General features: G+C 52.2%; 17 protein-coding genes and 1 tRNA gene. 16 read left to right on the forward strand and 2 right to left on the reverse strand.

The genetic code is table 11. The annotated features are described in order from the left end of the window. The first annotated feature begins 181 nt into the window (after window positions 1–181). The 4 genes from N902_RS0110220 (at window position 182) to N902_RS0110235 (ending at window position 3,336) form a co-directional block, all read left to right on the forward strand. Window positions 182–550 (forward strand): GxxExxY protein, encoded by a 369-nt coding sequence (locus tag N902_RS0110220; protein ID WP_027370857.1) that lies wholly within the window; start codon window positions 182–184, stop codon window positions 548–550. A gap of 451 nt (window positions 551–1,001) precedes the next feature. After that, on the forward strand, window positions 1,002–1,280 hold the full coding sequence (locus N902_RS0110225) for a type II toxin-antitoxin system TacA family antitoxin (protein ID WP_027370858.1): 279 nt from the start codon (window positions 1,002–1,004) through the stop codon (window positions 1,278–1,280). Then, entirely contained in the window at window positions 1,277–1,804 is a 528-nt protein-coding gene (locus tag N902_RS0110230; protein ID WP_027370859.1) for a hypothetical protein, read from the forward strand. Before N902_RS0110225 ends, N902_RS0110230 begins: the two co-directional genes overlap by 4 nt. Before the next feature lie 182 nt (window positions 1,805–1,986). Beyond that, window positions 1,987–3,336, forward strand: coding sequence for a DegT/DnrJ/EryC1/StrS family aminotransferase (locus N902_RS0110235; RefSeq protein WP_027370860.1), 1,350 nt, complete (start codon window positions 1,987–1,989; stop codon window positions 3,334–3,336). A 357-nt stretch (window positions 3,337–3,693) separates the two neighbouring features. Here the strand turns inward: N902_RS0110235 and vapC are convergent, their stop codons facing one another. Both vapC and N902_RS0110245 read right to left on the reverse strand, forming a co-directional pair. Further along, on the reverse strand, window positions 3,694–4,083 hold the full coding sequence (vapC, locus tag N902_RS0110240; RefSeq protein ID WP_208596307.1) for a type II toxin-antitoxin system tRNA(fMet)-specific endonuclease VapC: 390 nt from the start codon (window positions 4,081–4,083) through the stop codon (window positions 3,694–3,696). 8 nt (window positions 4,084–4,091) lie between these two features. Then, window positions 4,092–4,358: an antitoxin gene (locus tag N902_RS0110245; protein WP_051564501.1), complete on the reverse strand. Its 267-nt coding sequence runs from the start codon at window positions 4,356–4,358 to the stop codon at window positions 4,092–4,094. A gap of 596 nt (window positions 4,359–4,954) precedes the next feature. Between N902_RS0110245 and N902_RS0110255 the strand changes: the two genes are divergently transcribed. From N902_RS0110255 to N902_RS0110310, 12 genes are all read left to right on the forward strand, one after another. After that, a complete protein-coding gene (locus tag N902_RS0110255) occupies window positions 4,955–7,102 on the forward strand; it encodes an STT3 domain-containing protein (protein ID WP_027370862.1) in 2,148 nt (715 codons plus the stop codon). Between the two features lie 332 nt (window positions 7,103–7,434). Next, on the forward strand, window positions 7,435–7,677 hold the full coding sequence (locus tag N902_RS0110260) for a hypothetical protein (RefSeq protein ID WP_027370863.1): 243 nt from the start codon (window positions 7,435–7,437) through the stop codon (window positions 7,675–7,677). Next, a complete protein-coding gene (locus tag N902_RS0110265; RefSeq protein WP_027370864.1) occupies window positions 7,674–8,081 on the forward strand; it encodes a type II toxin-antitoxin system VapC family toxin in 408 nt (135 codons plus the stop codon). The genes N902_RS0110260 and N902_RS0110265 overlap by 4 nt, the downstream gene beginning before the upstream one ends. Window positions 8,082–8,291: 210 nt before the next feature. Continuing rightward, the gene (locus tag N902_RS18795) at window positions 8,292–10,199 is read left to right on the forward strand and encodes a sensor domain-containing diguanylate cyclase (RefSeq protein ID WP_051564502.1); all 1,908 of its coding nucleotides are present in this window, start codon (window positions 8,292–8,294) and stop codon (window positions 10,197–10,199) included. 32 nt (window positions 10,200–10,231) lie between these two features. Further along, window positions 10,232–11,275, forward strand: coding sequence for a putative bifunctional diguanylate cyclase/phosphodiesterase (locus N902_RS0110275; protein WP_279614657.1), 1,044 nt, complete (start codon window positions 10,232–10,234; stop codon window positions 11,273–11,275). A gap of 202 nt (window positions 11,276–11,477) precedes the next feature. Next, window positions 11,478–11,550 (forward strand) — tRNA-Phe (locus N902_RS0110280). A gap of 268 nt (window positions 11,551–11,818) precedes the next feature. Beyond that, a complete protein-coding gene (locus tag N902_RS0110285; protein WP_027370866.1) occupies window positions 11,819–12,418 on the forward strand; it encodes a DUF1819 family protein in 600 nt (199 codons plus the stop codon). Then, a complete protein-coding gene (locus tag N902_RS0110290; protein ID WP_027370867.1) occupies window positions 12,415–12,990 on the forward strand; it encodes a DUF1788 domain-containing protein in 576 nt (191 codons plus the stop codon). Before N902_RS0110285 ends, N902_RS0110290 begins: the two co-directional genes overlap by 4 nt. 15 nt (window positions 12,991–13,005) lie before the next feature. Then, complete coding sequence (brxC, locus tag N902_RS0110295; protein ID WP_027370868.1) at window positions 13,006–16,578, forward strand: BREX system P-loop protein BrxC; 3,573 nt, start codon at window positions 13,006–13,008, stop codon at window positions 16,576–16,578. A 117-nt stretch (window positions 16,579–16,695) separates the two neighbouring features. Next, on the forward strand, window positions 16,696–20,337 hold the full coding sequence (gene pglX, locus N902_RS0110300) for a BREX-1 system adenine-specific DNA-methyltransferase PglX (protein WP_027370869.1): 3,642 nt from the start codon (window positions 16,696–16,698) through the stop codon (window positions 20,335–20,337). A 26-nt stretch (window positions 20,338–20,363) separates the two neighbouring features. Beyond that, the gene (locus N902_RS0110305; protein WP_153304191.1) at window positions 20,364–21,122 is read left to right on the forward strand and encodes a hypothetical protein; all 759 of its coding nucleotides are present in this window, start codon (window positions 20,364–20,366) and stop codon (window positions 21,120–21,122) included. Between the two features lie 28 nt (window positions 21,123–21,150). Then, window positions 21,151–22,614 (forward strand): AlbA family DNA-binding domain-containing protein, encoded by a 1,464-nt coding sequence (locus N902_RS0110310; protein WP_027370871.1) that lies wholly within the window; start codon window positions 21,151–21,153, stop codon window positions 22,612–22,614. The last annotated feature ends 147 nt before the right edge of the window (window positions 22,615–22,761 follow it).

Raw genomic sequence — 22,761 nt, forward strand, 5'->3', positions numbered from 1 at the left:
AAAGAGAAGAGTATGGCCCACGAAACACCCCAGTGTACTGGAAGAAAGTACACGGGGCAGGCTCGAAACACTCGAAAAATGAGCATAGAAGCAAGATATATCGCCACAGGCGAGATCTCTTGCCTTAACTTTCGTGTCATTTCGCGTGTTTCGTGGGCAAAAGTTCTTTTTCGAGGGATTTATGCGTTGTGCAGATGAAGTATATGCCATACTTGGCGCCTGTTTCGAGGTTTATAAACGCATGGGCTGCGGGTTTCTGGAGGCTGTCTACCAGGAATGCTTGGAGATCGAGTTCGAATATAAAGATATTCCATTTATTTCTCAGCCTGAGTTGAAGTTGACCTATCGGGACAGAGAACTCAAGAAAACCTATGAGCCTGATTTCGTCTGTTATGATCAAGTGATTGTGGAAATCAAGGCTGTCAGGGAAATATCTGATGATCATTATGCGCAGTTGCTGAACTATTTGCATGGAACGGATATGGATGTGGGCTTATTGGCAAACTTTGGCCATTATCCAAAGCTGGAATACAAGCGGATGGTCATGTAACCCACAAAACACAGGGGAAGAGAAGGGAACGGCCCACGAAACACTCGAAACACTCGAAAAAAAGAGATCATAAAAGCAAGAGATCTCGCCACAGGCGAGATCTCTTGCTTTAACTTTCGTGTCTTTTCGTGTGTTTCGTGGGCGATAATTCTTTTCCGAGGGGCCAGAGTATAGCCCACTGCGGTGGAATAGAAGAAGAGTTCATGGGGCAGGCACGGAAAAGAGAAGAGTATGGCCCACGAAACACGCGAAACACTCGAAAAATGAGCATAGAAGCAAGATATATCGCCAAAGGCGAGATCTCTTGCTTCAACTTTCGTGTCATTTCGCGTGTTTCGTGGGCAAAAATTCTTTTCCGTGGGCTAAAGGTCTTTTATGCGGCATGAAGCGTTGACACGGTACTGCACATAATGTACATTTTCAATGTGTACAAAACTGGAGGAGTTTGCACATGCCTCGAAAGATTGTTGAAACCAATAGCCGCGTATCTCTGCGCATTCCATCAGAGGACAAGGCCCTTCTGGTCAGGGCAGTGGACCTGGAGCAGACCACGTTGACCGATTTTATGCTCAGATATGCTCTACAGGCGGCCCGAACTGTGATTGAACAGGCAGAAAGAGTTGAGCTGAACCAAAGAGACAGCCTGCATGTGCTGGATCTGTTGGAAAATCCCCCTGCTCCGAACACAAAGTTGATGCAAGCCGCTCAAAATCTTCCCCCAAGCCCATGACCCTTCCAGCTTGGCACGAAGAGCCGATTGCCAAATCCCATAATCGGAAGGCATTTGACTGTGGCCAGGATGCATTAAATAGTTTTTTGCAGCACCATGCGCGCAAAAGCCATATCCAAGGCGGAGCAAAAACATTTGTAGCTGTGGATACTTCAAACAGCAAACGCATTCTTGGTTTTTACAGTCTCGCCCCGGCCTGTGTTGCCTTTGACCAAACTCCTGAGCGTGTTCGGCGGTCACTTGCCCGGCATGACGTGCCGGCATTCAGGTTGGCCAGGCTGGCGGTGGACCGTTCGATGCAAGGATACGGTCTGGGCGGTCAACTATTGTTGGCCGCGGGACGACGTTGCATTCTGGTTGCTTCCCAGGTGGGCGGTGTGGCCTTGCTTATCGATGCCAAAAACCAATCCATCGCCTCATGGTATGCTGGCTATGGTGCAGTTCCTCTTCTTGATCAGCCCCTGGCCTTGCTGTTGCCCCTGGATACCATTCGCCAGGCACTTTCCGCTGCCGGAAAAATTTGATCACCCGGAAGGGAAATACATGGGAAGATAAGAGTATGGCCCACGAAACACGCGAAACACTCGAAAAAAAAGAATGCTGATGTAATACAGATCGCTTTGGCGATCTGTATTAAGCTTTCGTGTCATTTCGCGTGTTTCGTGGGCAAAAATTCTTTTCCGTGGGCTAAAATGTAGAGGTTTTCATGCTTCATTCACCATTTTCCCCCTGGCCTGTGTTTGCGGCCGACGAACAAGAAGCCGCCATGCGGCCCCTGCTCTCTGGCCGAGTGAACTACTGGACCGGGCAGGAAGGTCGAGCGTTTGAAAAAGAATACGCAGCCTACACCGGACGGCGGCATGGGATTGCCCTGGCCAACGGCACCCTGGCCCTGGAGCTGGCCTTGGCTGCCGCGGGCATCGGACCTGGCCATGAGGTGATCACCACCTGCCGGACCTTTATCGCCTCGGCCAGTGCGGTTGCCGTGCGCGGGGCCACGCCGGTTGTCTGTGATGTGGATCCGGTCTCCCAGAACATGACCGCGGAGACAATCCGGGCTGTATGTACGGATCGGACCAAAGCCGTTATCTGTGTGCATCTGGCTGGCTGGCCGTGTGACATGGATTCGATTATGGAGCTGGCCGAGGAAAAAGGACTGTGGGTCATTGAGGACTGCGCTCAGGCCCATGGGGCCAGGTACAAGGGCCGGCCGGTGGGCTCCCTTGGGCACATGGGCGCCTTTTCCTTTTGTCAGGACAAGATCATGACCACCGGAGGCGAAGGCGGCATGCTGGTCCTGGACGACGAAGACCTGTGGAAGCGGGCCTGGGCCTATAAGGACCACGGCAAGAGCTGGGATGCAGTGTATGAGCGCGAGCATCCCCCGGGATTTCGCTGGCTGCACGAGTCGTTTGGCACCAACTGGCGGATGACCGAGATGCAGGCGGCCATCGGCCGGGTCCAGCTGGGCAAGCTGGACAATTGGGTGGCTCGTCGGCGGGAGCTGGCACAGAGGCTGACTGTGGCCTTCCGGAATCTGCCCGGCTTGCGGGTGACCGAGCCGGAGGACGAGATTTTCCACGCCTATTACAAGTACTACGTCTTTGTCCGGCCGGAGGAATTAAGGGACGGATGGGACCGGGACCGGATCATGAACGAGATCAGCGCCCGGGATGTACCCTGCATGAGCGGGATCTGCCCGGAGATTTATCTGGAGAAAGCGTTCTTTTTCGGAGATCGGAGATCGGAGGTCGGAGGTCGGAAGACGGAGGTCGGAGGTCGGAGGTCGGACGTCGGAAGTCGGAGATCGGAGGGACAAAGGGACGGAGGGACGAAGAGATGGAGAGATGGAGAGACGGAGAGACTTGAGGGACGGAGCGATGTAATCGGCGTAAGCGATAAGGAGAACGAAGCGACAGGAGAGTTGAAAAGACTGCCGGTGGCCAGGGAGCTGGGGGAAACGAGTTTGATGTTTCTGGTCCATCCCACGCTGACGGACGAGGAGATTGACAAGACCTGTACGGTGGTGGCTGAGGTTATGGATGCGGCTGTTTGATGAAGAGATTACGGAATAAGACGGAATAAAAGAGTTTTTTTTCTTTCCATCTTCTATTCATCAATTCCGACAGCAATAGCCAAGGCCCGGTCCAGAGCCTCAACCCGGGATGGATTGAGGGTGCCCACGAAGTTGTGCGGCTTATCACAACAAAGACCCTGTATTTTCGGGGATCATCAGATGCTCCTTTGAACACCCGATAGAGTTGCCCGCGCTTCATGATTCTGCCTGGTAGGACAAAATATCATCTGCTTCAGCATTGAATATTTCTGGCGACCTGTATATTCAGAAAAATTTTTTTCATGTGTTGTATTCCGGGTGTGGTGTGGTCTTCTTGAAAAGACCCCCGGAAAGCAATCAAAGAGTCCAGTCCTCGATTGGTAAACCTGGGATCCTGTTGAACTCACGGGTGTTGTTGGTGATGAGGACAGCATTGAGATATTTGGTATGCGCTGCTATGAGCAGGTCATTGGCCCCGATTATGCGCCCCTGTTGCTCGAGAAGTCCCCGTATCTCGCCGTAGGTATCAGCTGCAGCCGCCGGCCAGTCCCAAACGCTGCAAATTGAACAGAAATCAGTCAGTGCCTGTGTATTGCGCTCTTTCTGGCTGCTTTTCCATACCCCGTAGGCAAGTTCTGCCAGCACAATACTCGAGATACCGATTTCGGCTGGATCAATGTTGCTGATTTTTGATTGGACGGCCGGGCGACCTTTCATGACAGCAATGCAGATATTGGTATCCAGCATATACTTTATCATAAGCTTTCCCGGATTTCAAAAGGCAGATCGCTGATATCCTCGGGAAAATCGTCGTCCAGACGCTGCGCAGAGGCGAAGTACTCCTGCCATGTTTCCGGTTTTGGCGTGAGGATGATGTCTGCGCCCTGCTTGCGGATGATCACTTCTCTGGCGTGTATTTCAAACTCCTTGGGCAGACGCACTGCCTGGTTTTTGCCGTTTCTAAATAACCGGGCTGTTCGCACGCTGTCGCCATGATTTTCTGTTGCAGGGTCTTTGTTCATAATGTTCTCCCCTTCTGATGTGTATATGCCTTCAGCATATGCTTGGCCGGAATGTGTGTCAATGACGACCACGGAATACACAGTAAAATTCGTGGAAATTTGCTTGCCCCGCCTGCCTTGAAACCCATGGCCCGTTAAATCCTCTTCAATTTAGCTGGGCTTCTTCTGTTTCATTGGGTTAAACCGCGACCCTTTGGGTGTTTAACTGGGGTGCAGATTCGCCTGCCCCGCCTGCCCCGTAGCTCAGCCTTGTGATGGTACTGGGGTGGACAACCCCCTTTTCACACAGGCCAGCGAGGATCCCTTGCGACCTTTGCTTTTCTGCTGATTTTGCGTATTTTTTCAGGTATTCGACAGACTGAAAGAGCAGCCCCTGAAAAATACCCCACATGCCTGCGAAGCTGTAAACACAAAAACCATAGAAAAATTACTACATCTCAACTGGTTGGGATTTCTAATTCTTCCCTGATAACGGATAACAGATAACTATCCCCGATAACAGATAACCGATAACAGATAACCGATAACCCTCCTCCAACGAAGAACGAAGCACAAAGAACGAGGAACGTTTTCCATAAAAAGCAAGGCAGCCATACATGAACGACCGCTCACGCGTAATCCTCTGCATCGGCATCTTCATCATTACCTACGCCCTAACTCTGGGCCTGCGCCTGTATGAAGCACCGGCCTGGGACAATCCAGCTTTGAGTATTCAGGGCGAAAAGCTGCTGGCCACCCACGATGCCTACTACTGGCTGGCAGGAGCCAAAGACACCAGCAAAAACCCAGACGCGGCCCTAGCCCAAATAACAGGATGGGTCCACGCCATAACCGGCATGCAGTACGGCAATCTGGCCTTCTGGCTCCCGGTCTTTGTCGCTCCCCTGGCCGTGATTCCTCTCATTCTCCTTGGCCGACACTGGCGGCTGGAGGAAGGGGCCTTAACTGCCGGGGTCTTAACCGCCGGATGTCTGGGCTTTGTGCTGCGAACACGCCTTGGCTTTTATGACACGGATATTCTGGCACTCTTTTTCCCCCTGCTCGTCTATGTTCTCTTGATCATGCTCTTCACCCCCTGGCTGCGGTCAGGCTGGTTTCAGGGCAAAGATGTGATCAAAGAACTCAGCCAGGAAAACAGAATGCGCTTTCTGCTCCAGTCCGTGGGTGCGGGCCTTATCGGCATGGCCTATATGTGGTTTTATCCCAATGCCGGAGCTGTGCTCCTGACCAGTCTGGGGGCTTTGGTGCTCTGCATCCTGGTCTTGGCTCCAAGCTGGCGGCAGACCGGCTGGCTTATCATCGGCCTGCTCATGTTTTTGGGTCTCTCCCTAGGCGGACCCGTCTCTTGGCTGGGCGTGGCCGCGCTGTTTTGGATCCTGCAACGTAAAGTTGAGTGGCAAAGTACGGGCAAGGGGCTAAAATGGGCTCTGATCGCCCTGGGCTGCATTGTAGTTATCGACGCCAATATTTTGGGTATGATCTGGTCCGGGGTGATGAAGGTCCTGGGATATGCCAAGATATTTTCCACTGACATCAGGCGTGAAGGGGACTTGAACCTGCCCATGGTGGTCCAGAGCATCCGCGAAGCTCAGAACATCGACTGGGGCGGCATCATTTACCGGGTGGCCGGGCACTGGGCCGTTTTTGCCGCCGGGCTGCTTGGATTTGGATATGTGCTGTACAGCTATCCATTGGCCCTGATCTTTGTCCCCATGCTGGGCATGGCCCTGTTTTCCTTTGCCCTGGGCAATCGGTTCACCATGTACGGCGGAGCGGTTCTGGGTCTGGGCCTTGGTTTCGGCCTCAGCTTGCTCCTGCTCCGCTTACATATCCGCAAGAGCCTGCGGGTGGTGGTCCAACTGGCCCTGAGCCTGGTGGTCTTGTTGCCCACGTTGGAGGTGGCCTCCGGCCTGAGTCCGGCCCCTATCCTGCCCAAGCCCTATGCCCAGACCTTCCTGGAACTGAAGGAAAAGACGCCGGAAAACGCCCGGCTATGGCCCTGGTGGGACTACGGCTACGCCGGGCAATATTATGCGGAGCGAATTACTTTTGGTGATGGTGGGATACATGGTGGAAGCATTCTTTATCCTGCGGCCAGGGTGCATATGACCTCTTCTCCCCGTCAGGCCCGGCAGATGATGCAGTACATCACCCTCAGTCAGCGGGAGGAGTTTGCAGCCAACAGCACCAAGTACAAGAATATGAACGAGTTCTGGAAGCCCTATCTGGCCGATCCAGTGGCCGGGCTGGAGGACATGGGGCCGGAAGGGGCAAAGGAGTTTGTCCGCTCCCTGGCGGACAAGGAATATGACTGGCCGAATGATCTTCCGCCCCAATATCTGGTCCTGTCCTGGGAGAACCTGCGCTTGGCCTATTGGATAAGCTTTTATGGCTCGTGGGACCTGGTCACCGGCCAGGCCGACCCGGGACGGATCCAGCAGGTCCGGGGGGAAGTGAACTTTGATCTGGATAAGGGACACATGGAGCTGGAAGGCGGTACCCTGGAGCTTAACGGCCTGGATGTGGTGGATCACGAAGATCCCAAGCACTTCACCTGGGACAGCGATACCGGCATCTACGGCCTTTTAAACCGCATCACCAGCGAGCTCTACCTCATGGACGAGAAGATCTACAACTCCATGATGGTCCAGATGCTCATCCGCAACCCCTCCCGGTTTAAGGCCAACTTCGAACTCACAGTGGACAACTACCCCTGGAACCGCGCCTACCGCGCCAAAAACTGACGCACTACCCATATCGCGTCAAACGCAAAGTGTGTAATTTGGAACAACATCTACCCACTATGCGTCAAACGCGATATGTGTAACTCAAGGCAGTCCACTCACATCCACGACCAAACAGCCAAAGTCAACAGACATAAATAAATCACACGGCAGCAGATACCCGACAAAACGTATTACCCATTTCGCGTCAAGCGCGATGTGTGTAATCCAGCGAGGCGCAGAGGTGAGGTACTGACGTCTGATGTCCGATATCTGATGTCCGATGTCCGGACTGGGAGGTTGACAGGACAGTTATATGCCATATTATGTACACATAATATGGAGATATATATATGAAACGAACGACAATCATGCTTCCAGAGGACCTGAAGAACCGTGCGGCTCAGTATTGTGAGCAAAAAGGAATATCTTTGGGCACGCTGCTTCGAGAGGCTTTGGAGCATACACTCCATGAAGAAAACAATGCTCAGCAGGGGCAGGATGCCTTATTTGCCGATCAGGAGGTGTACCAGGGCGAGGTGCCTGTGGATATCAGTCAAAACCACGATACGTACCTGTACCAGGATCAGATGTGATATTTATCGACACCGGAGCCTTTCTGGCCCGCTACCTGGCTAAAGATCAATACCATAGTCCAGCCACAGCTTTCTGGGATGCGCTCAAAGCCAGAAATGAAGGCCTGGTAACCAGCAACTTTGTCCTGGACGAGGCCGCAACCCTGTTGGGCAGACGGGCGGGATACCTGTTTGCGTCCAAGAGACTGAAAGCAGTGTATGCTTCGAATATCCTGCAGATATGTCGGCCTGACCGGGACGATGAGCTCAGGGCGATTGACTGGTTTGCCAAGTTCTCTGATCAAGGGGTGAGCTTTACGGACTGCATATCATTCGTGATCATGACACGTATGCGGATTGACCAGGTATTTTCCTTTGATAGGCATTTTGATTCGGCGGGATTCAAGCGGCTGCCGGTTGGATGAGGAACGAAGGGACTGATATCAGACGTCGAAAGTCGGAGGTCGGAAGTCGGAGGTCGTCTCTTAGAACAGCTGACGTCCGATGTCCGATATCCCCCTTTGTCGGGACTTAGAAAATACCGGGCCGAAAGTGGGCACACAGAAGAGATGGCCAACTCCAAAAATCCACAGGCTACGTCGAAGAACTATTTTTCTCTCCAGGCTTGGTCCTTTATGGCGGAAAAAATAGACGATGTTCATCTCGCCCGGCAGCTCCTGGAGCTCATGCCCGATGCCTTTGTTCTGATCGATGAAGATCAGCGCATCGTTCAGGTCAACCCGCAAGCAGAAGCCATCTTTCAAGATACGGCGGGCAACATGCTGGGTCAGCCCCTGGATGTCATTTTGCCCCGAGAGGTCGCCGGACAGCATCACCGATATGTCCAAAGGTTTCTGGAAAGTTCCGAGCAGGTCAAAATGCTCGCCGATCGCGGCGTCTTGTTCGGGCGGCGCAAAAACGGGGAAAGATTTTCCTTTCTGGGAACCATTGCCAAGCTGCAGCTGCCGGAAGGAATTCGGCTGGCCATCATCATGCGCGAGGTAACCGAGTATCTCCAGTCAGAGCAGCGCCGCAAATACTTGGAAAGGGCATCATACTGCTTGAGTCAAAGTCTGAGCGCTGTGATTCAGGCCCGGGATGAGACAGAGCTTCTCCAAGAAATTTGCCGTATTGCGGTGGAAATCGGCGGCTACCTTTTTGCCTGGATCGGATTTGCCCGGGAAGATGCAGAAAAGTGGGTGCAACCCGTTGCATCTTTTGGACAGGGAAACGACTATCTGCACAATGTCTTTGTCTCCTGGGCTGAAAACGACCCTTCCGGACGCGGGCCTGTGGGCAGAGCAGTGCGTTCCGGAAAGCCGCAGTTCAGCAGGAATACGGCCCAAGACCGGGACTTTGCCTTCTGGCGGGACCAGGCCTTGCAGCGGGGTTTTCACTCGGTTGCAGCTTTTCCCCTCACAATCGGCACCCAGGTCCTGGGGACACTGACCTTCTACAATCAAGACGATTCCTTTGACCGGGAAGAAGTGCAGTTGTTGACCACCCTGGCCGACAACCTCTCCTTTGGCGTGCAAGCCCTCCGGACCCAGAAAGAGAGAGATGAAAAAGCCTCCCTCCTGCAACAAAACACAGACCTGCTCCGGGAAAGAATAAAAGAGCTCAACCTGCTCTATACCATAAGCCGGTTGAAGAATCGGGAAGATCTTTCTGTGCCGGAGAGGCTGACTCAAATCGCAGCAGCCATGCCCCAGGCCTGGCAATATCCGGATATTGCTCAAGCTCGTATTGTGATCCAGGGATACGGAGAATTTCAAACTCCGGGATTTGTCCAAAGCTCACTCAGCCTGACTCATCCCGTTTTCTTCAACGATCAGACCATGGGCAGCGTGGAGGTCGTCTACACCCAGACGCCGCCCAATAATAGCCGGCAGGTCTTTTTGCCTGAAGAAGAAAAAACAATTGAGTCCGTAGCCTTCCATGTCGGGGATATTATCCGTTATGTGCAGATGATAACCGAGCAGCAAAAGCTCTCCAGGGCGCTGGAACAAACTGCGGATACTGTGGTTATTACCGACCGGGATGGGGTCATTGAGTATATTAATCCAAGCTTTGAAGCCAAAACCGGATATTCCCGGGAAGAGGCAGTCGGCAATAAGCCAAATCTCCTTAAGTCAGATGAGCATCCCCCAGAATTTTATCACACCATGTGGGAAACCATCCTCAACGGAGATGTCTACAGGGATACAGTCATCAACAGAGCCAAGGACGGCTCCCTGTATTATGAATACAAGACCATCACTCCCCTGTACGATCAAGCAGGCAATCTGACCCACTTCCTGGCGACAGGAAAAGACCTTACCGAACAGCTGCAGACCGAAAGCCGGCTTCAATATCTGCTGACCCACGACCCTGTTACCGGCCTGATGAACCACAAGGAGTTCCTCCGCAAGCTGAACAGCATTATTGCCGAGAGCTCATCCCAGGACAGACCGCTGGCTATAGCAGCCCTCGGCGTGGACAACTTCAAGGCTGTCAATGATCTCCTGGGCCGGAGCGTCTCCAGGACACCAACCTGCCCGTAGCCCGAATAGAAGGTGATATATTTGGGCTCCTGATCACGGATTCAAGTCCCAAGCATACGGGTATCTTGCTCCAGTCCCTGTTGGACCGAATCGCTCGCCCCTTGAATGTGCATGATGTTCAGGGGGAGGTTATCGTCACGGCAAGTGCCGGCATCAGTTGGTATCCAACCGACGGCAACCAGGGAACCGATCTGGTCCAAAAGGCTGAAACAGCCATGGGCAGAGCGAAAGAATCAGGGATTCAACGTGTTGAATTCTTTACTTCCGATATGCAGGCCTCTTCCCTGGAGAGTCTGCGGTTGCACAAAGATCTGCTGGATGCCCTGGAACAGGAACAGTTCACGCTCTTCTTTCAACCCCAAATAGATCTGGCCACAGATGGGATAGCAGGAGCTGAAGCCCTGGTCCGCTGGCACCATCCAGACGGCAAAATCGTCGGGCCACAAGACTTTATCCCCATTCTGGAGGATATGGGACGCATCCAAGAACTGGGGGAATTTGTTCTCAATCAGGGCTGCGATGCACTGCAGCGCATCAATGAGGCTGGTCTTGATCTGCCCAGAATGGCTATCAATTTGGCAGCTCCTCAACTGGAGGATCCGGACCTGGGCTCCAAGCTCGCAAAAACCATGCAGGCATCTGGCATTCCCCCGGAGCAGCTGGAACTGGAAGTCACCGAAAGCCTGCTTATTTCCAGGTTTGAACTTGTCCAGAACCAGATGAGTGAGCTCTTGGGCATGGGCATCAGCGTGGCCTTGGATGACTTCGGGACTGGATATTCCTCCCTGCAATACCTGACCCGGTATCCTTTTTCCAAGCTGAAGATAGATAAATCCTTTGTCTGGAACATGGCCAAAGGAGACAAGGACTACGAAGTGGTCAAAGCCATTATATCCTTGGGGCACAGCTTGCAGATCAAGGTCCTGGCCGAAGGCGTGGAAGATAAAAGGCATGAGCAAACCCTGCGCACGCTGGGATGCGAGCTGGTTCAGGGCTATCTGTATAGCCCCCCCATAGATTTTAAGGCTTTTGTGGAGTACCTTCGGAAATATTCCCACCCGGGCCAAGAAGACTGACCCCCGGACCGCAAACCGGAAGTCACCCTTCATTCTCGACCCCCGGTGAGACAGGCCTGTAAAACAGGCGTACCCGGCCTGATCAGAACGTCGTTTCGTCCACTTGCCCGCCAGGGACGAAAACCTCGTTGAATGCCCCACCAGGGGCGCCAAAAATGTCCTTGCCAAACGAAATGCTTTTTGCTACAAACTCTTTCCGCGGGCCGAGGTAGCTCAGTCGGTAGAGCAGGGGACTGAAAATCCCCGTGTCGGCAGTTCAATTCTGTCCCTCGGCACCTTCAAAATCAAAGGGTTACAGCTCAGGCTGTAACCCTTTTTTTGTGTTGCTTACTTTTTGGCGACAGTTGTGGCGACAGTTATAAAAAAGTACATGTTAGGCTCAGAAAGGCATTGAGCTCTTTTCTGTCACCTCATTGACTTTTCTTCTCCCCCTCAGGTAAGCCTACCCAAGGGTGAGTAATAATTTGTATATTCGACGATTGTTTCCCAATCGCCGTATCCAATCTCCCATTTTCCCTCAATCTACACTCAACCGGAGACGGCTTGTCCACATCGCGATATAGAGGTGATATTGTCGCGGGCTCGCTTCTGGTCCCGGAGAGCAGGAAAGTGGCCGATCTCATGATCAAGGGGTTTTCCGGCCAGCCGCTCAAGCACAAAGTCCTGGAAGACAATCTCCTTCAGAAACGAAGCCCGGTGACTGCTCAAAGACAGGCCAGACTGATTGTGGCCCGCATGAGCGCAATAGATCCAAGCTTTTGGCCCATCATTCGGGACGGCTCAAAAGAGCAGGCCACCCAGGCCCTGCTCTGTGCCGCCATCAAGCACAACCGCTTGGTTGGTGACTTCATCCACCAGGTGGTCACCACCAAAATCCGTACATTTCAAAATGACATTTCCTACCGGGACTGGGAGACTTTTGTTGAACAGGGCCGGACCATCGACTCCACCCTGGACTCCTGGTCGGAAACCACCCGGGCCAAGGTGCGGCAGGTGGTGTTCAGGATCTTGGCTGAGGCCAAGATTATCGACTCCACGCGCAGCAAGCACCTGCTCCCCTTTACCCTGCTTCCGGAAATCCGTTCACTTCTGGAGAAACATCAGGAAACCTATGTCCTACGTTGTCTGGAGATTTTCCAATGACCACCAGATTTGAGGACCGGCTCAACCAGGTCATCGACCGCCTGCTGTCCAGGGAGCTCTTGGCCAACGTCGGGCTGGGCAATGAGATCGGGTTCTATATCTTTGACTATGAACCTGAGCATGAGCTGCACATGCGGGCCTATCTTCAGACCATTGAGGATCAGTTGCCCAAAAGGAAACCCGACCTGCGATTTGTCCACATCAATCTGTTTCAGCTGATCATCGACTACCTCAAGGACCGAAAGCTCCTGGACAAATCCTTCCAGCGGCAAAAAAGCAAAGGAGACGAGGCCTTGCTCAAGGCATTGAGCGGACCTCTGGAGGCCAAAAAGATGGCCGAATATTTTGTCCACAAAGCCAATCCGGAGGACCAGGATCTCATCCTCTTATCCGGCATTGGCTCTGCCTGGCCTCTTATCCGCAGTCATTCCCTGCTCAACAGTCTGCACCCATTGATCCAAAATACGCCTCTAGTGATCTTCTATCCCGGCAAGTTCGACGGGCAGGGTCTGCGGCTCTTCGGCCGGCTCAAGCAAAGCAACTACTACCGGGCATTCCGGCTGGTGGCATAAAATCGGAGCATCCATATGCAGATACGAGACATCTTTTCCAAAAACCTCTTCCGGCCCATCAACGGCGTGGTCAAGGCGGATCAGAAGGACGAGGCCGTGGTCTGGCAGGAGCTGGACGAATACGTGATCACCAAGGAGCTGGACCAGCATTTCCGCAAGTTCTTTGCCGCCTTTCTCTATGCCATCCAGAACGCCCATGACCCGAACATCATAGGCCGGATCGGTATCTGGGTCTCAGGGTTCTTTGGGTCCGGCAAGTCGCATTTCATCAAGATCCTGTCCTATCTGCTCGGCAACCTGGTGGCCCAAAACCCGGATACCGGGGATGAAAAGGAAGCTGTGCGTTTTTTTGAGCACAAGATCCAGGACCCCATGCTCCTGGCGGACATCAAGAAGGCCACTTCCACCAATACAGACGTCATCCTGTTTAATATCGACAGCCGGGCCGACTCTCGCGAAGGCCGGGGGGCCATTTTGTCCGTCTTCTGGCGGGTGTTTAACGAGATGCAGGGTTTTTCCGGGGACGCACCGCACATTGCCGAGATGGAGCGGCAGCTGAGCAAAAAAGGCAGGTTCCAGGAGTTCTGCACAGCATTTAAGGAAGTGAGCGGCGAGGACTGGCTCAGCCAGCGGGACGCCTACCTCTTTCACAAGGATGATTTGGTTTATGCCCTGTCCCAGGCCCTGGGCCAGAGCCAGGAGTCAGCCGCAGAATGGTTTGAGAAAGCCGAGCAGAGCATGAGCCTGACCATTGAGAACTTTGCCAAACGGGTCAACGAATACCTGGATGCCAGGGGCAAGGATCACCGGCTCATCTTCCTGGTGGACGAGGTGGGTCAGTTCATTGGAGACGATGAGCACCTCATGCTCAATCTGCAAACCATTACCGAGGACCTAGGCCGGATCTGCAAGGGCAGGGCCTGGGTGGTGGTCACCTCTCAGGAGGACATCGACTCCATCCTGGGCGATCTCAAATCCTCCCGGGCCAACGACTTCTCCAAGATCCAGGGCCGGTTCACCACCCGGCTCTCCTTATCCAGTTCCAATACAGACGAAGTGATCCAGGCCAGATTGCTGGACAAGACCCCGGAGGCCAAAACCGAGCTGGCCAACCTGTTCGCCTCCAAAGGGGACATCCTCATCAACCAACTCACCTTTTCCAACGACAGCGCCAGCCTGAAATCTTTTCAGGACCGGCAGGACTTCATCAATAACTATCCTTTTGCCCCCTTCCATTTCCAGCTGGTGCAAAAAGTTTTTGAAGCCATCCGCACCGCCGGGGCCACCGGCCTGCATTTAAGCCGGGGGGAGCGCTCCATGCTGGATGCCTTCCAGTCCGCGGCCAAGAATATCTCGGACCGGGAGATCGGAGCACTCGTCCCTTTGTATGCCTTTTATCCTGCTATTGAGAGCTTTCTGGATACAGCTGTCAAACGGACCATTGACCAGGCCAATGAAAACCCGGCGCTTAAGCACCCCTTTGATGACCACCTGCTGCAAACCCTGTTTCTTATCCGCTATGTGGACATCATCAAACCCAATGTGGACAACTTGGTCACCCTGTTCATCGATGAGGTGGATGCCGACCGCCTGGCCCTGAAACGGGAGATCGAGGCCGGGCTGGAACGTCTGGAGAAGCAGACCCTGATCAGCCGCAACGGGGACCTGTACTTCTTTCTGACCAATGAAGAGCGGGACGTCAGCCGGGAGATCAAGGGCGTGGAGATCACCAGCGCGGAAGAGGTCAAGCTCCTGGCCGAAATCGTGTATTCCGACATCCTCAAGGACCACAAGCAATACCGGTATAAGCCCTACAAGCGGGACTATCCTTTCAGTCGCCTGCTGGACGGCCACCCTTACAGCTCCAGGCTGGATCAGGAAATCGCTGTGGAAGTCATCACCCCCCTGGCTGACGATTACGATGCCTTTAATGAGCTCAAGAGGGTCATGCACACCTCGGAGAACTACGGCCGGGTGCTCATCCAGCTCCCGGAGAACGACGAGCTGGAGCGGGAGGTCCGCATCTGCCTGCAAACCGACAAGTATATCCGGCAAAAGAGCGATGCCTCCCAGTCCACCTCTTTTAGCCGCATACTCCGGGACAGGCAGGAGGAAAACCGGGAGCGCCGCAGCAGGCTGAGAAACCTCCTGGAGAAACTGCTTGTGGATGCCCACTTCTCCGCCCTGGGACAAACCCTGGATATCAAGGGCTCCACTCCCCGGGCTGTGGTGGAGGAAGGTATCGAGTATGTGATTGTCAATCTGTACAATAAGTTCCACTACTTAAGCAAACTGCACGAAGCCCCGGACAAAGAAATCCGGGCCGTGCTCATGGCCACAGACCTGGGCCAACTGGAGCTGCAAAAGGGGCTCACTGAGGTAAATAAGGAGGCCAGGCAGGAGGTCAAGGAGTATATCCGGCTCATGGTGCACAAGAACCATCAGGTACTCTTAAGCGACCTGATCGAGCACTTTGCCAAACGCCCTTACGGCTGGCCGGAATGGGAAGTGGTCCTCCTGGTGGCCAAGATCTACATGGCCGGGGAGTTAAATCTCCTGATGAACGGCACCAGCCTCTCCGCCAGGGAAGCCTTGGAGCCCATGCTCAAGACCGCCAAGTGGAGGACAGTGAAGATCCTCCAGCGCAAGGTCCCCTCTGCCCAGGACGTGGAAAAGGCCCAGAAGCTCTGCCAGGAGCTGTTCGGCAAAATCGGACCGGAGGGTTTCGATGATTTGGATAAAGCTATACGGACCCAGCTCACAGGGTGGCAAAAAAGTCTTCAGCAATACCAGCAGCTGGCCCAGACCGGGGAGTATCCAGGCCAAAAAGAGATTGAAGACGGCTTGGCAGTTATTCAAGCCATATTGGCGGTCAAAGACACCTATGAGTTCATCAAGACGTTTCATTCCAAAAGAGACGACCTCCTGGACACCTGCGAGGATCTGCACACCCTGCACGACTTTTACACCAATCAGCGCCCTACCTGGGACAAGCTCAAAAAATCCCTGGCCGAGTTCTCCAAAAACGAGGCCGCTTTGACCAAAGATGGTGATGCCGCCTCAGCCTTAAACCACCTGCACCGCATAGCCGAAGCCGAGGCCCCGTATGGCATGCTCAAGGATGTGAACCCCCTGGTCTCCAAGCTCTCGGAGATCAATGAGCAGATGGTGGATCAGAAGCGGGAGGAGGCTCTGGGCTTCATGGCCGCCCGGAAGAATGCCGTGGATCAGGAACTGCAACAGATCCAGGCCGGCCAAGAGTTTGCCGAGCAGGTCACAAAGCCGCTTGAGGACATCCGCAACCGGGTAAAAAACGAAACCAGCATCCCCAACATCTCCTATCTCCTGGAGGAGTTTGAACGGGCAATTTACGATGCCTTTGACCGGATTGAAGAGACAAAACAGCCTCCAGATCAAGAAGAGAAAAGCAACCCCAAGCCGGCTAAAAAGACCAAGACGATCAAGACCTCCTCCCTGTCCACCAAGGCCTATTTGGAAAACGAACAGGATGTGGAAAACTTTGTTCAAAACCTGAAGCAAAAGCTCCTGGAAGAGCTGGGGCATGATGTCCGGATACGGATAGAGTAAAGGGAAAAAGACTGAAGGCTGAAGGTGGGAATGGCTTAAGGAAGAAGAAAACTGGGTCTATTTACTCTTCAGTTCCTCTTCCCCCCTTCAGCCTCACAGCCTAACAAAGGATTTTTCATGCATACCAACAAGCTCAAAGCCTACGCCCCCCAAGCCAGGCAAGAGTTCATCCAGGCAATCACCGATCGGGCCAAGGTCCTGGGGCTGTCTGAATCCAAGATCGAACCTGTCCAACTCCAGGGTGAGGTGGCCCTGATTGCCGGCAGGCCGTTTCCTGTCCAGGTAGCCAAGCAGCGAAAGGACCTGGAAGCCAGGATAGAGCTCAAAGGCTTTGCCCAGGTCATGGAGGAGGTGGCCTACACTTGGTTCAACCGGTTCATGGCCCTGAGATACATGGAGCTGCACGACTATCTGGGACATGGCTACCGGGTGCTGAGCAACCCCAGCGGATCGGACATCCCCGAGATCCTGGAGAAGGCCACCAGCGTTGAGCTGCCCGGGCTAGACCAGGACAAAGTGGCTGAGATGCGCTTGGCCGGAGACAAGGACGCTGAGCTGTACCGTCTGCTCCTGATTACCCAGTGCAACACCCTGCACCGGGTCATGCCTTTTCTGTTTGAGCGGGTCAGCGATGCATCCGAGCTGCTCCTGCCGGAGAATCTGCTGCAAACCAACTCCCCTATCCGCAAGATGGTCACCGAAATCCCGGAGGAGGACTGGGAGCATATCGAGATTGTGGGCTGGCTGTATCAGTTCTACATCTCGGAAAAAAAGAACCAGGTCATCGGCAAGACAGTCAAAAGCGAGGACATCCCGGCCGCCACCCAGCTGTTTACCCCCAACTGGATTGTGAAATACATGGTCCAGAACACCCTGGGCCGCAAGTGGCTGATGACCTACCCGGACTCATCCATCCGGGACACAATGGAGTTCTACATCCAGCCGGCGGAGCAGGAGCCGGAGGTCCAGGCTCAGCTGGAAGCCATCACCCCCAGGGAGCTACATCCAGAGGATCTGACCTTCATGGACCCGGCCTGTGGATCGGGTCATATCCTGGCCGAGGCCTACGATCTGTTCAAAGAGATTTATCTGGAGCGCGGCTACCGCACCCGGGACATCCCCAGGCACATTCTGGAACTCAACCTCTTTGGTCTGGACATCGACGACCGGGCCGCCCAGCTGGCCCGCTTCACCGTTCTCATGAAGGCCAGGGCCGACGACCGGCACATTCTCAACCCGGAACGACCCGTAACCTTAAACATCATGGCCATCCAGGAGAGCAAGGGCCTGGATGAAAAGGAAATGGTCTCCACCCTGCTCAAGGAACGCACCGTGGAGGTGGGCAAGCCCAAGATGCAGCAGCAGTATCTGGTCCAGCCCACACAGGAGCAGGCCTATCTCAAGGGCAAGGACAAGCCTGAGGTGAGTCAGGACGAGCTGAAATCCCTCTTGCACCTCTTTCAGGACGCCAAGACCTTCGGTTCCCTGCTCACAGTGCCGGACAAAGTCAAAGACGCCATGGCCAGGCTGGAGAAGCTGATAAGAAACGCCTTGAGCAGGGATGAATACTCCAAAAGCATGGCCAGAAAGCTCCTGCCGTTGGTCCGCCAGGCCAGATTGTTGGCTACAGAGTATGACTTTGTTGTGGCCAATCCGCCGTATATGGGGAGTAAGGGTTTGAATGCCGAGCTCAAATCATTCCTCAAAGACAACTATGCAGATTATAAGTCTGATCTCTTTTCAGCATTTATTGTCAGCAACCTGGAAATGTCCAAAAAGCACGCCCAGCTTGGATTTATGTCTCCCTATGTGTGGATGTTCATTTCTTCCTATGAAACGTTGCGGAGTTTTCTGCTTAACGAAAAGACGATCACTTCTCTTATTCAGCTGGAATACTCAGGATTTGAAGGTGCTACGGTCCCTATCTGCACATACACCATAGAAAACAGTTACCTGCCCAACTTCAAGGGGAGCTATATCCGTCTTTCGGATTTCCGAGGAGCAAATAATCAGGCACCAAAAACATTAGAGGCAATACAACATCCTGATTGTGGATGGAACTATACTGCTTCAGGGGCTGATTTTAAGAAAATTCCTGGGAGTCCAATTGTTTATTGGGTTAGTAAAAACTTGATTAATTTATATAGAAATCCTTTACTAAAAGATTATTATACTGCAAAAGAAGGAGTTGGAACCAGAAATGATGATTTATTTATCAGGATGTTTTGGGAAGTTTCCATGCAAAATATAGCAAAAGAAAAAAGATGGGTACTAACTGACAAAGCTGGTGACTTCAAAAAGTGGTATAAGGGTTTTTCTTATATTATGGATTGGGAAAATGATGGTTTTCGCATAAAAAATTATAAAAATAATGATGGTTCGTTAAGATCACGGCCACAGAATACCGACTATTTATTTTTAGAAGGCGTAACATGGGGAAAGGTAGGCTCTGGGATACCAAGCTTCCGTTGGAGGCCTAGCGGCTTAGGCTTTAATGATGCTGCCCCTACATTGTTTGGTGATAATGTCCTTAATATATTGTCACAATTGAATTCTAAAGTAAATAGAAAGATTCTTACTTTTAGAGGAGAAACATTAAACATTACAACAGGCGTTGTTTTGGATATTCCTTTATTGACAATAAATGATAAATTATATTCAGATAAACTTCTGAATAATACTTTGTTAAATATTGATAGATCTAAAAAGGATTGGGATTATCACGAAATTTCCTGGGATTTTACTATTCATTCTCATCTCAATTTGGAACATAAAACACAAACTATGCCTGCTACTTATACTAAACTCCGCTCCCACTGGCACCAAACAACCCAAGAAATGAAGCGCTTGGAAGAAGAAAACAACCGTATCTTCATTGAAGCCTACGGTCTCCAAGACGAACTCACCCCTGACGTCCCCCTGGAAGAGATCACACTGACCTGCAATCCCTACTACCGCTACGGGAGCAATAAGTCTGAAGAAGAGCTGGAAGCCCTGCTCCGGGCCGACACCATGAAGGAGCTTATCTCTTACGCCATCGGCTGCATGATGGGCCGCTACTCTTTAGATGAACCGGGTCTGCTATATGCCCACAGCGGCAACGAGGGCTTTGACCCCAGCCGGTATCAGACATTCCCGGCTGACGAGGACGGGATCATCCCGGTCATGGACGAGGACTGGTTTGCAGACGATGCCACCAACCGATTTGTGGAGTTCATCAAGGTTGCCTGGCCGCCGGAGACTTTGGACGAAAACCTGAAGTTTGTGGCCGACAGCCTTGGCCCCAAGAAGAGCGAAGACCCCTTAGAGACCCTCCGCCGATTCATCAGCGACAAGTTCTTCAAGGACCACCACCTGAAAGTATACAAGAAGCGCCCCATCTACTGGCTGTTCTCCAGCGGCAAGCACAAGGCCTTCCAGTGCCTAGTCTACCTGCACCGCTACAACGAATCCACACTATCCCGCATGCGGGCCATGTACGTCACTCCGCTGCAAGGCAAATACAAGGCCAGGGTCGAATACCTGGAGCAGGAACGAGACAATGCCAGTTCGGCCAGTGTGCGGAACAATATGCAGAAAGAGCTGGACAGCATGCGCAAGAAGCAGGAAGAGCTCCGCCACTTCGACGAGCTCCTGCGCCACTACGCAGACCAGCGCATCAGCCTGGACTTGGATGACGGGGTGAAGGTCAACTACGGCAAGTTCGGGGATCTGCTGGCTGAGATAAAGGCGGTGACTGGGAAAAAGGCTGGGGAGTAGGCTGAACAAGAATAGGATAACTTGATATGGATCATAAGCAACAAAACCAGATTAACCTAGCCAAACGAGAATCTCCAAGGAAAAGCTTTCACATGCATAGCATTTTCCCTGGACTAATCTATTTTTTCATAGATGAGCTCGATAGTCTTGATAGATATGCACTATATTCTGAAGAATTTATTAAGAACAAAATGGTTGACTTTGACAAGAGAATGGAAACCTATGCCAAAGAAAACCAACTAGATGAATATGATGCTGATGCATATTATGATTACAAACGCGAGGAGATTGACGACCACTTTAAATATCATCCATCTTTTATGTATCAATCACTTTTGATTCTTTCATGTTCATTTTTTGAGTCAAATTTTGTTGATCTTTGTAAGCACCTAGAAAAATATGAAAACTTAAAAATAGAATTATCTAGTGAAAAAATTAAAGATCATAACAAACTAAAGAAATATTCACAGTTTCTTTGTAGAAATTTTATGATATGCCCACAGTATTCATCATATTGGAAATATATACAAAACGCTTATACTATTCGCAACTTATTTGTTCATGCTAACTCAGATATATCCCTTCTCAAGGAGAATCAGCAAGCAAAAACAGAAAAGATAATTAAGAATTTGTATAATTATGAAATCACAATGGATCATAATTTGGTTAAATTGAGGTCTGGAAAATATGCTAGATTTATCATAAGTACAATGAAATCATTCTTAGAAGACTTCAAAAAAGCCTGCGTTGAAAACAATATGCTTGGACCTAAGTTTTGGCCTTAAGAAACTTAAAGAAACGGATTGTATAAGAATGTTTTCAACCATTGAGCATGTCCTCCAATCCCCTGAAAGCAAAACCCTGGAGTTCAAGAGGGATCTCTCCTCTCCACGGAACTTCCTCAAGACTCTTGTGGCTTTTGCCAATACCGCTGGCGGAAGGCTTGTGTTTGGGGTGGATGACCAGAAAAACATAGTTGGGATTGATCAGCCCCTGGATGAAGAGGAAAGGCTGTGCAGTCTGGTTGCCGATGCCATTGCCCCGCGTTTGGTGCCCAACATTGAATTCATTACTGTGGAGGACAAGACCCTGCTCACAGTGGAGGTCTTCCTCAGCGGTTTGCGGCCTCATTATATCAAGGCTGAGGGTCCGGAAGCCGGTGTTTATATTCGCCTGGGCTCCACGAACCGACAGGCCGACCGGGAACTCATAGCCGAGCTCCGCCGGACTGCTGAGGGTATTTCCTTTGACGAGCTGTCCATGCCCGGTTTGTCCATTGACGACCTGGACCTGAAAGCAGCCAGGGAGATGTTCGGCCAGGAACGGTCTCTGGGTGAGAACGAGCTGCATACTCTGAAACTTGTCACCCAGGATCAGGGCAAGGTGGTGCCGACCAAGGGAGCGATTCTCCTTTTCGGCAAGGAACGGGAACGCCACTTTTCCGATGCCTGGGTCCAATGCGGTAGGTTTGTAGGCTGGGACAAGGCGGATATATTTGATCATGCTGAACTGCATGACCACCTGCCCCAGGCTGTAGACAGCATCATGTTGTTTCTAAAAAAGCACGCCATGCGCGGTGCGGACTTTTCCGAGATACGGCGCAAGGATGTCTGGAGCATCCCGCTGGGCATATTGCGGGAGGTGGTCATCAACGCCTTGGTGCATGCCGATTACTCCCAGCGCGGCGCACCTATCCGGGTCGCCTTTTTTGACGACCGGATTGAGGTGGAGAACCCGGGCATGCTCCTGCCGGGTATGACTGTGGAGGACATGAAGCAGGGGATCTCCAAAATCCGCAATCACGTTATTGCCCGGATCTTCCGGGAACTGAACCTGATTGAGCAATGGGGCAGCGGCATGCCCCGTATCTTCCGAGAAGCCCGGGAATTGGGCCTGCCGGAACTGGAGATTATGGAGATCGGCACCCGGGTCCGGGTAGTTGTGCATCTGGCAGAGCAGGTCCAAATTCCAAGTTCATCTTCTCAAAAGACTACTACAGATAATGAGCGGCTAGAGTCGGAGCTAGAGTCACGGCTAGAGTCGCAGTTAGGGTCACGTTTAGCGACAAAGATTCTATTTCTGTTACAGAAGGAGGAATCAGGGAAACATGGGCTGGCAACACAGTTAGGTCATAAAAGCGTATCAGGGGAACTGCACAAACAAGTCAAGCGAATGCTTGATCTGGGTCTGATTGAGATGACTATCCCGGAAAAGCCCAACAGCCGATTGCAGAAATACCGCCTGACGGACAAGGGCAGAAGACTGTTGTCTGAATGAAAGACCATATGCAAAAAAGAAGATCGCCCACTACAGCGAGCACTGAGGACACAGGATATGAGATTTTTCCCTCCTCTTCCCTCTGTGCTCTCTGTGTCCTCTGTGGTGAATGTCTTTTCCTTCAGCCTTCAGCCTAATCTTCAAACC

Source organism: Desulfovermiculus halophilus DSM 18834 (genome assembly GCF_000620765.1).
Lineage (GTDB): Bacteria > Desulfobacterota > Desulfovibrionia > Desulfovibrionales > Desulfothermaceae > Desulfovermiculus > Desulfovermiculus halophilus.

Bases quoted from the DNA above. Each gene is read 5' to 3' on its own strand.
- brxC (WP_027370868.1), top strand. From the start codon at position 13,006: ATGCAGATACGAGACATCTTTTCCAAAAACCTCTTCCGGCCCATCAAC.
- N902_RS0110310 (WP_027370871.1), top strand. From the start codon at position 21,151: ATGTTTTCAACCATTGAGCATGTCCTCCAATCCCCTGAAAGCAAAACC.
- vapC (WP_208596307.1), bottom strand. From the start codon at position 4,083: ATGCTGGATACCAATATCTGCATTGCTGTCATGAAAGGTCGCCCGGCC.
- N902_RS0110220 (WP_027370857.1), top strand. From the start codon at position 182: ATGCGTTGTGCAGATGAAGTATATGCCATACTTGGCGCCTGTTTCGAG.
- N902_RS0110230 (WP_027370859.1), top strand. From the start codon at position 1,277: ATGACCCTTCCAGCTTGGCACGAAGAGCCGATTGCCAAATCCCATAAT.
- N902_RS0110245 (WP_051564501.1), bottom strand. From the start codon at position 4,358: ATGAACAAAGACCCTGCAACAGAAAATCATGGCGACAGCGTGCGAACA.
- N902_RS0110305 (WP_153304191.1), top strand. From the start codon at position 20,364: ATGGATCATAAGCAACAAAACCAGATTAACCTAGCCAAACGAGAATCT.
- pglX (WP_027370869.1), top strand. From the start codon at position 16,696: ATGCATACCAACAAGCTCAAAGCCTACGCCCCCCAAGCCAGGCAAGAG.
- N902_RS0110225 (WP_027370858.1), top strand. From the start codon at position 1,002: ATGCCTCGAAAGATTGTTGAAACCAATAGCCGCGTATCTCTGCGCATT.
- N902_RS0110290 (WP_027370867.1), top strand. From the start codon at position 12,415: ATGACCACCAGATTTGAGGACCGGCTCAACCAGGTCATCGACCGCCTG.
- N902_RS0110260 (WP_027370863.1), top strand. From the start codon at position 7,435: ATGAAACGAACGACAATCATGCTTCCAGAGGACCTGAAGAACCGTGCG.
- N902_RS18795 (WP_051564502.1), top strand. From the start codon at position 8,292: ATGGCGGAAAAAATAGACGATGTTCATCTCGCCCGGCAGCTCCTGGAG.
- N902_RS0110255 (WP_027370862.1), top strand. From the start codon at position 4,955: ATGAACGACCGCTCACGCGTAATCCTCTGCATCGGCATCTTCATCATT.
- N902_RS0110235 (WP_027370860.1), top strand. From the start codon at position 1,987: ATGCTTCATTCACCATTTTCCCCCTGGCCTGTGTTTGCGGCCGACGAA.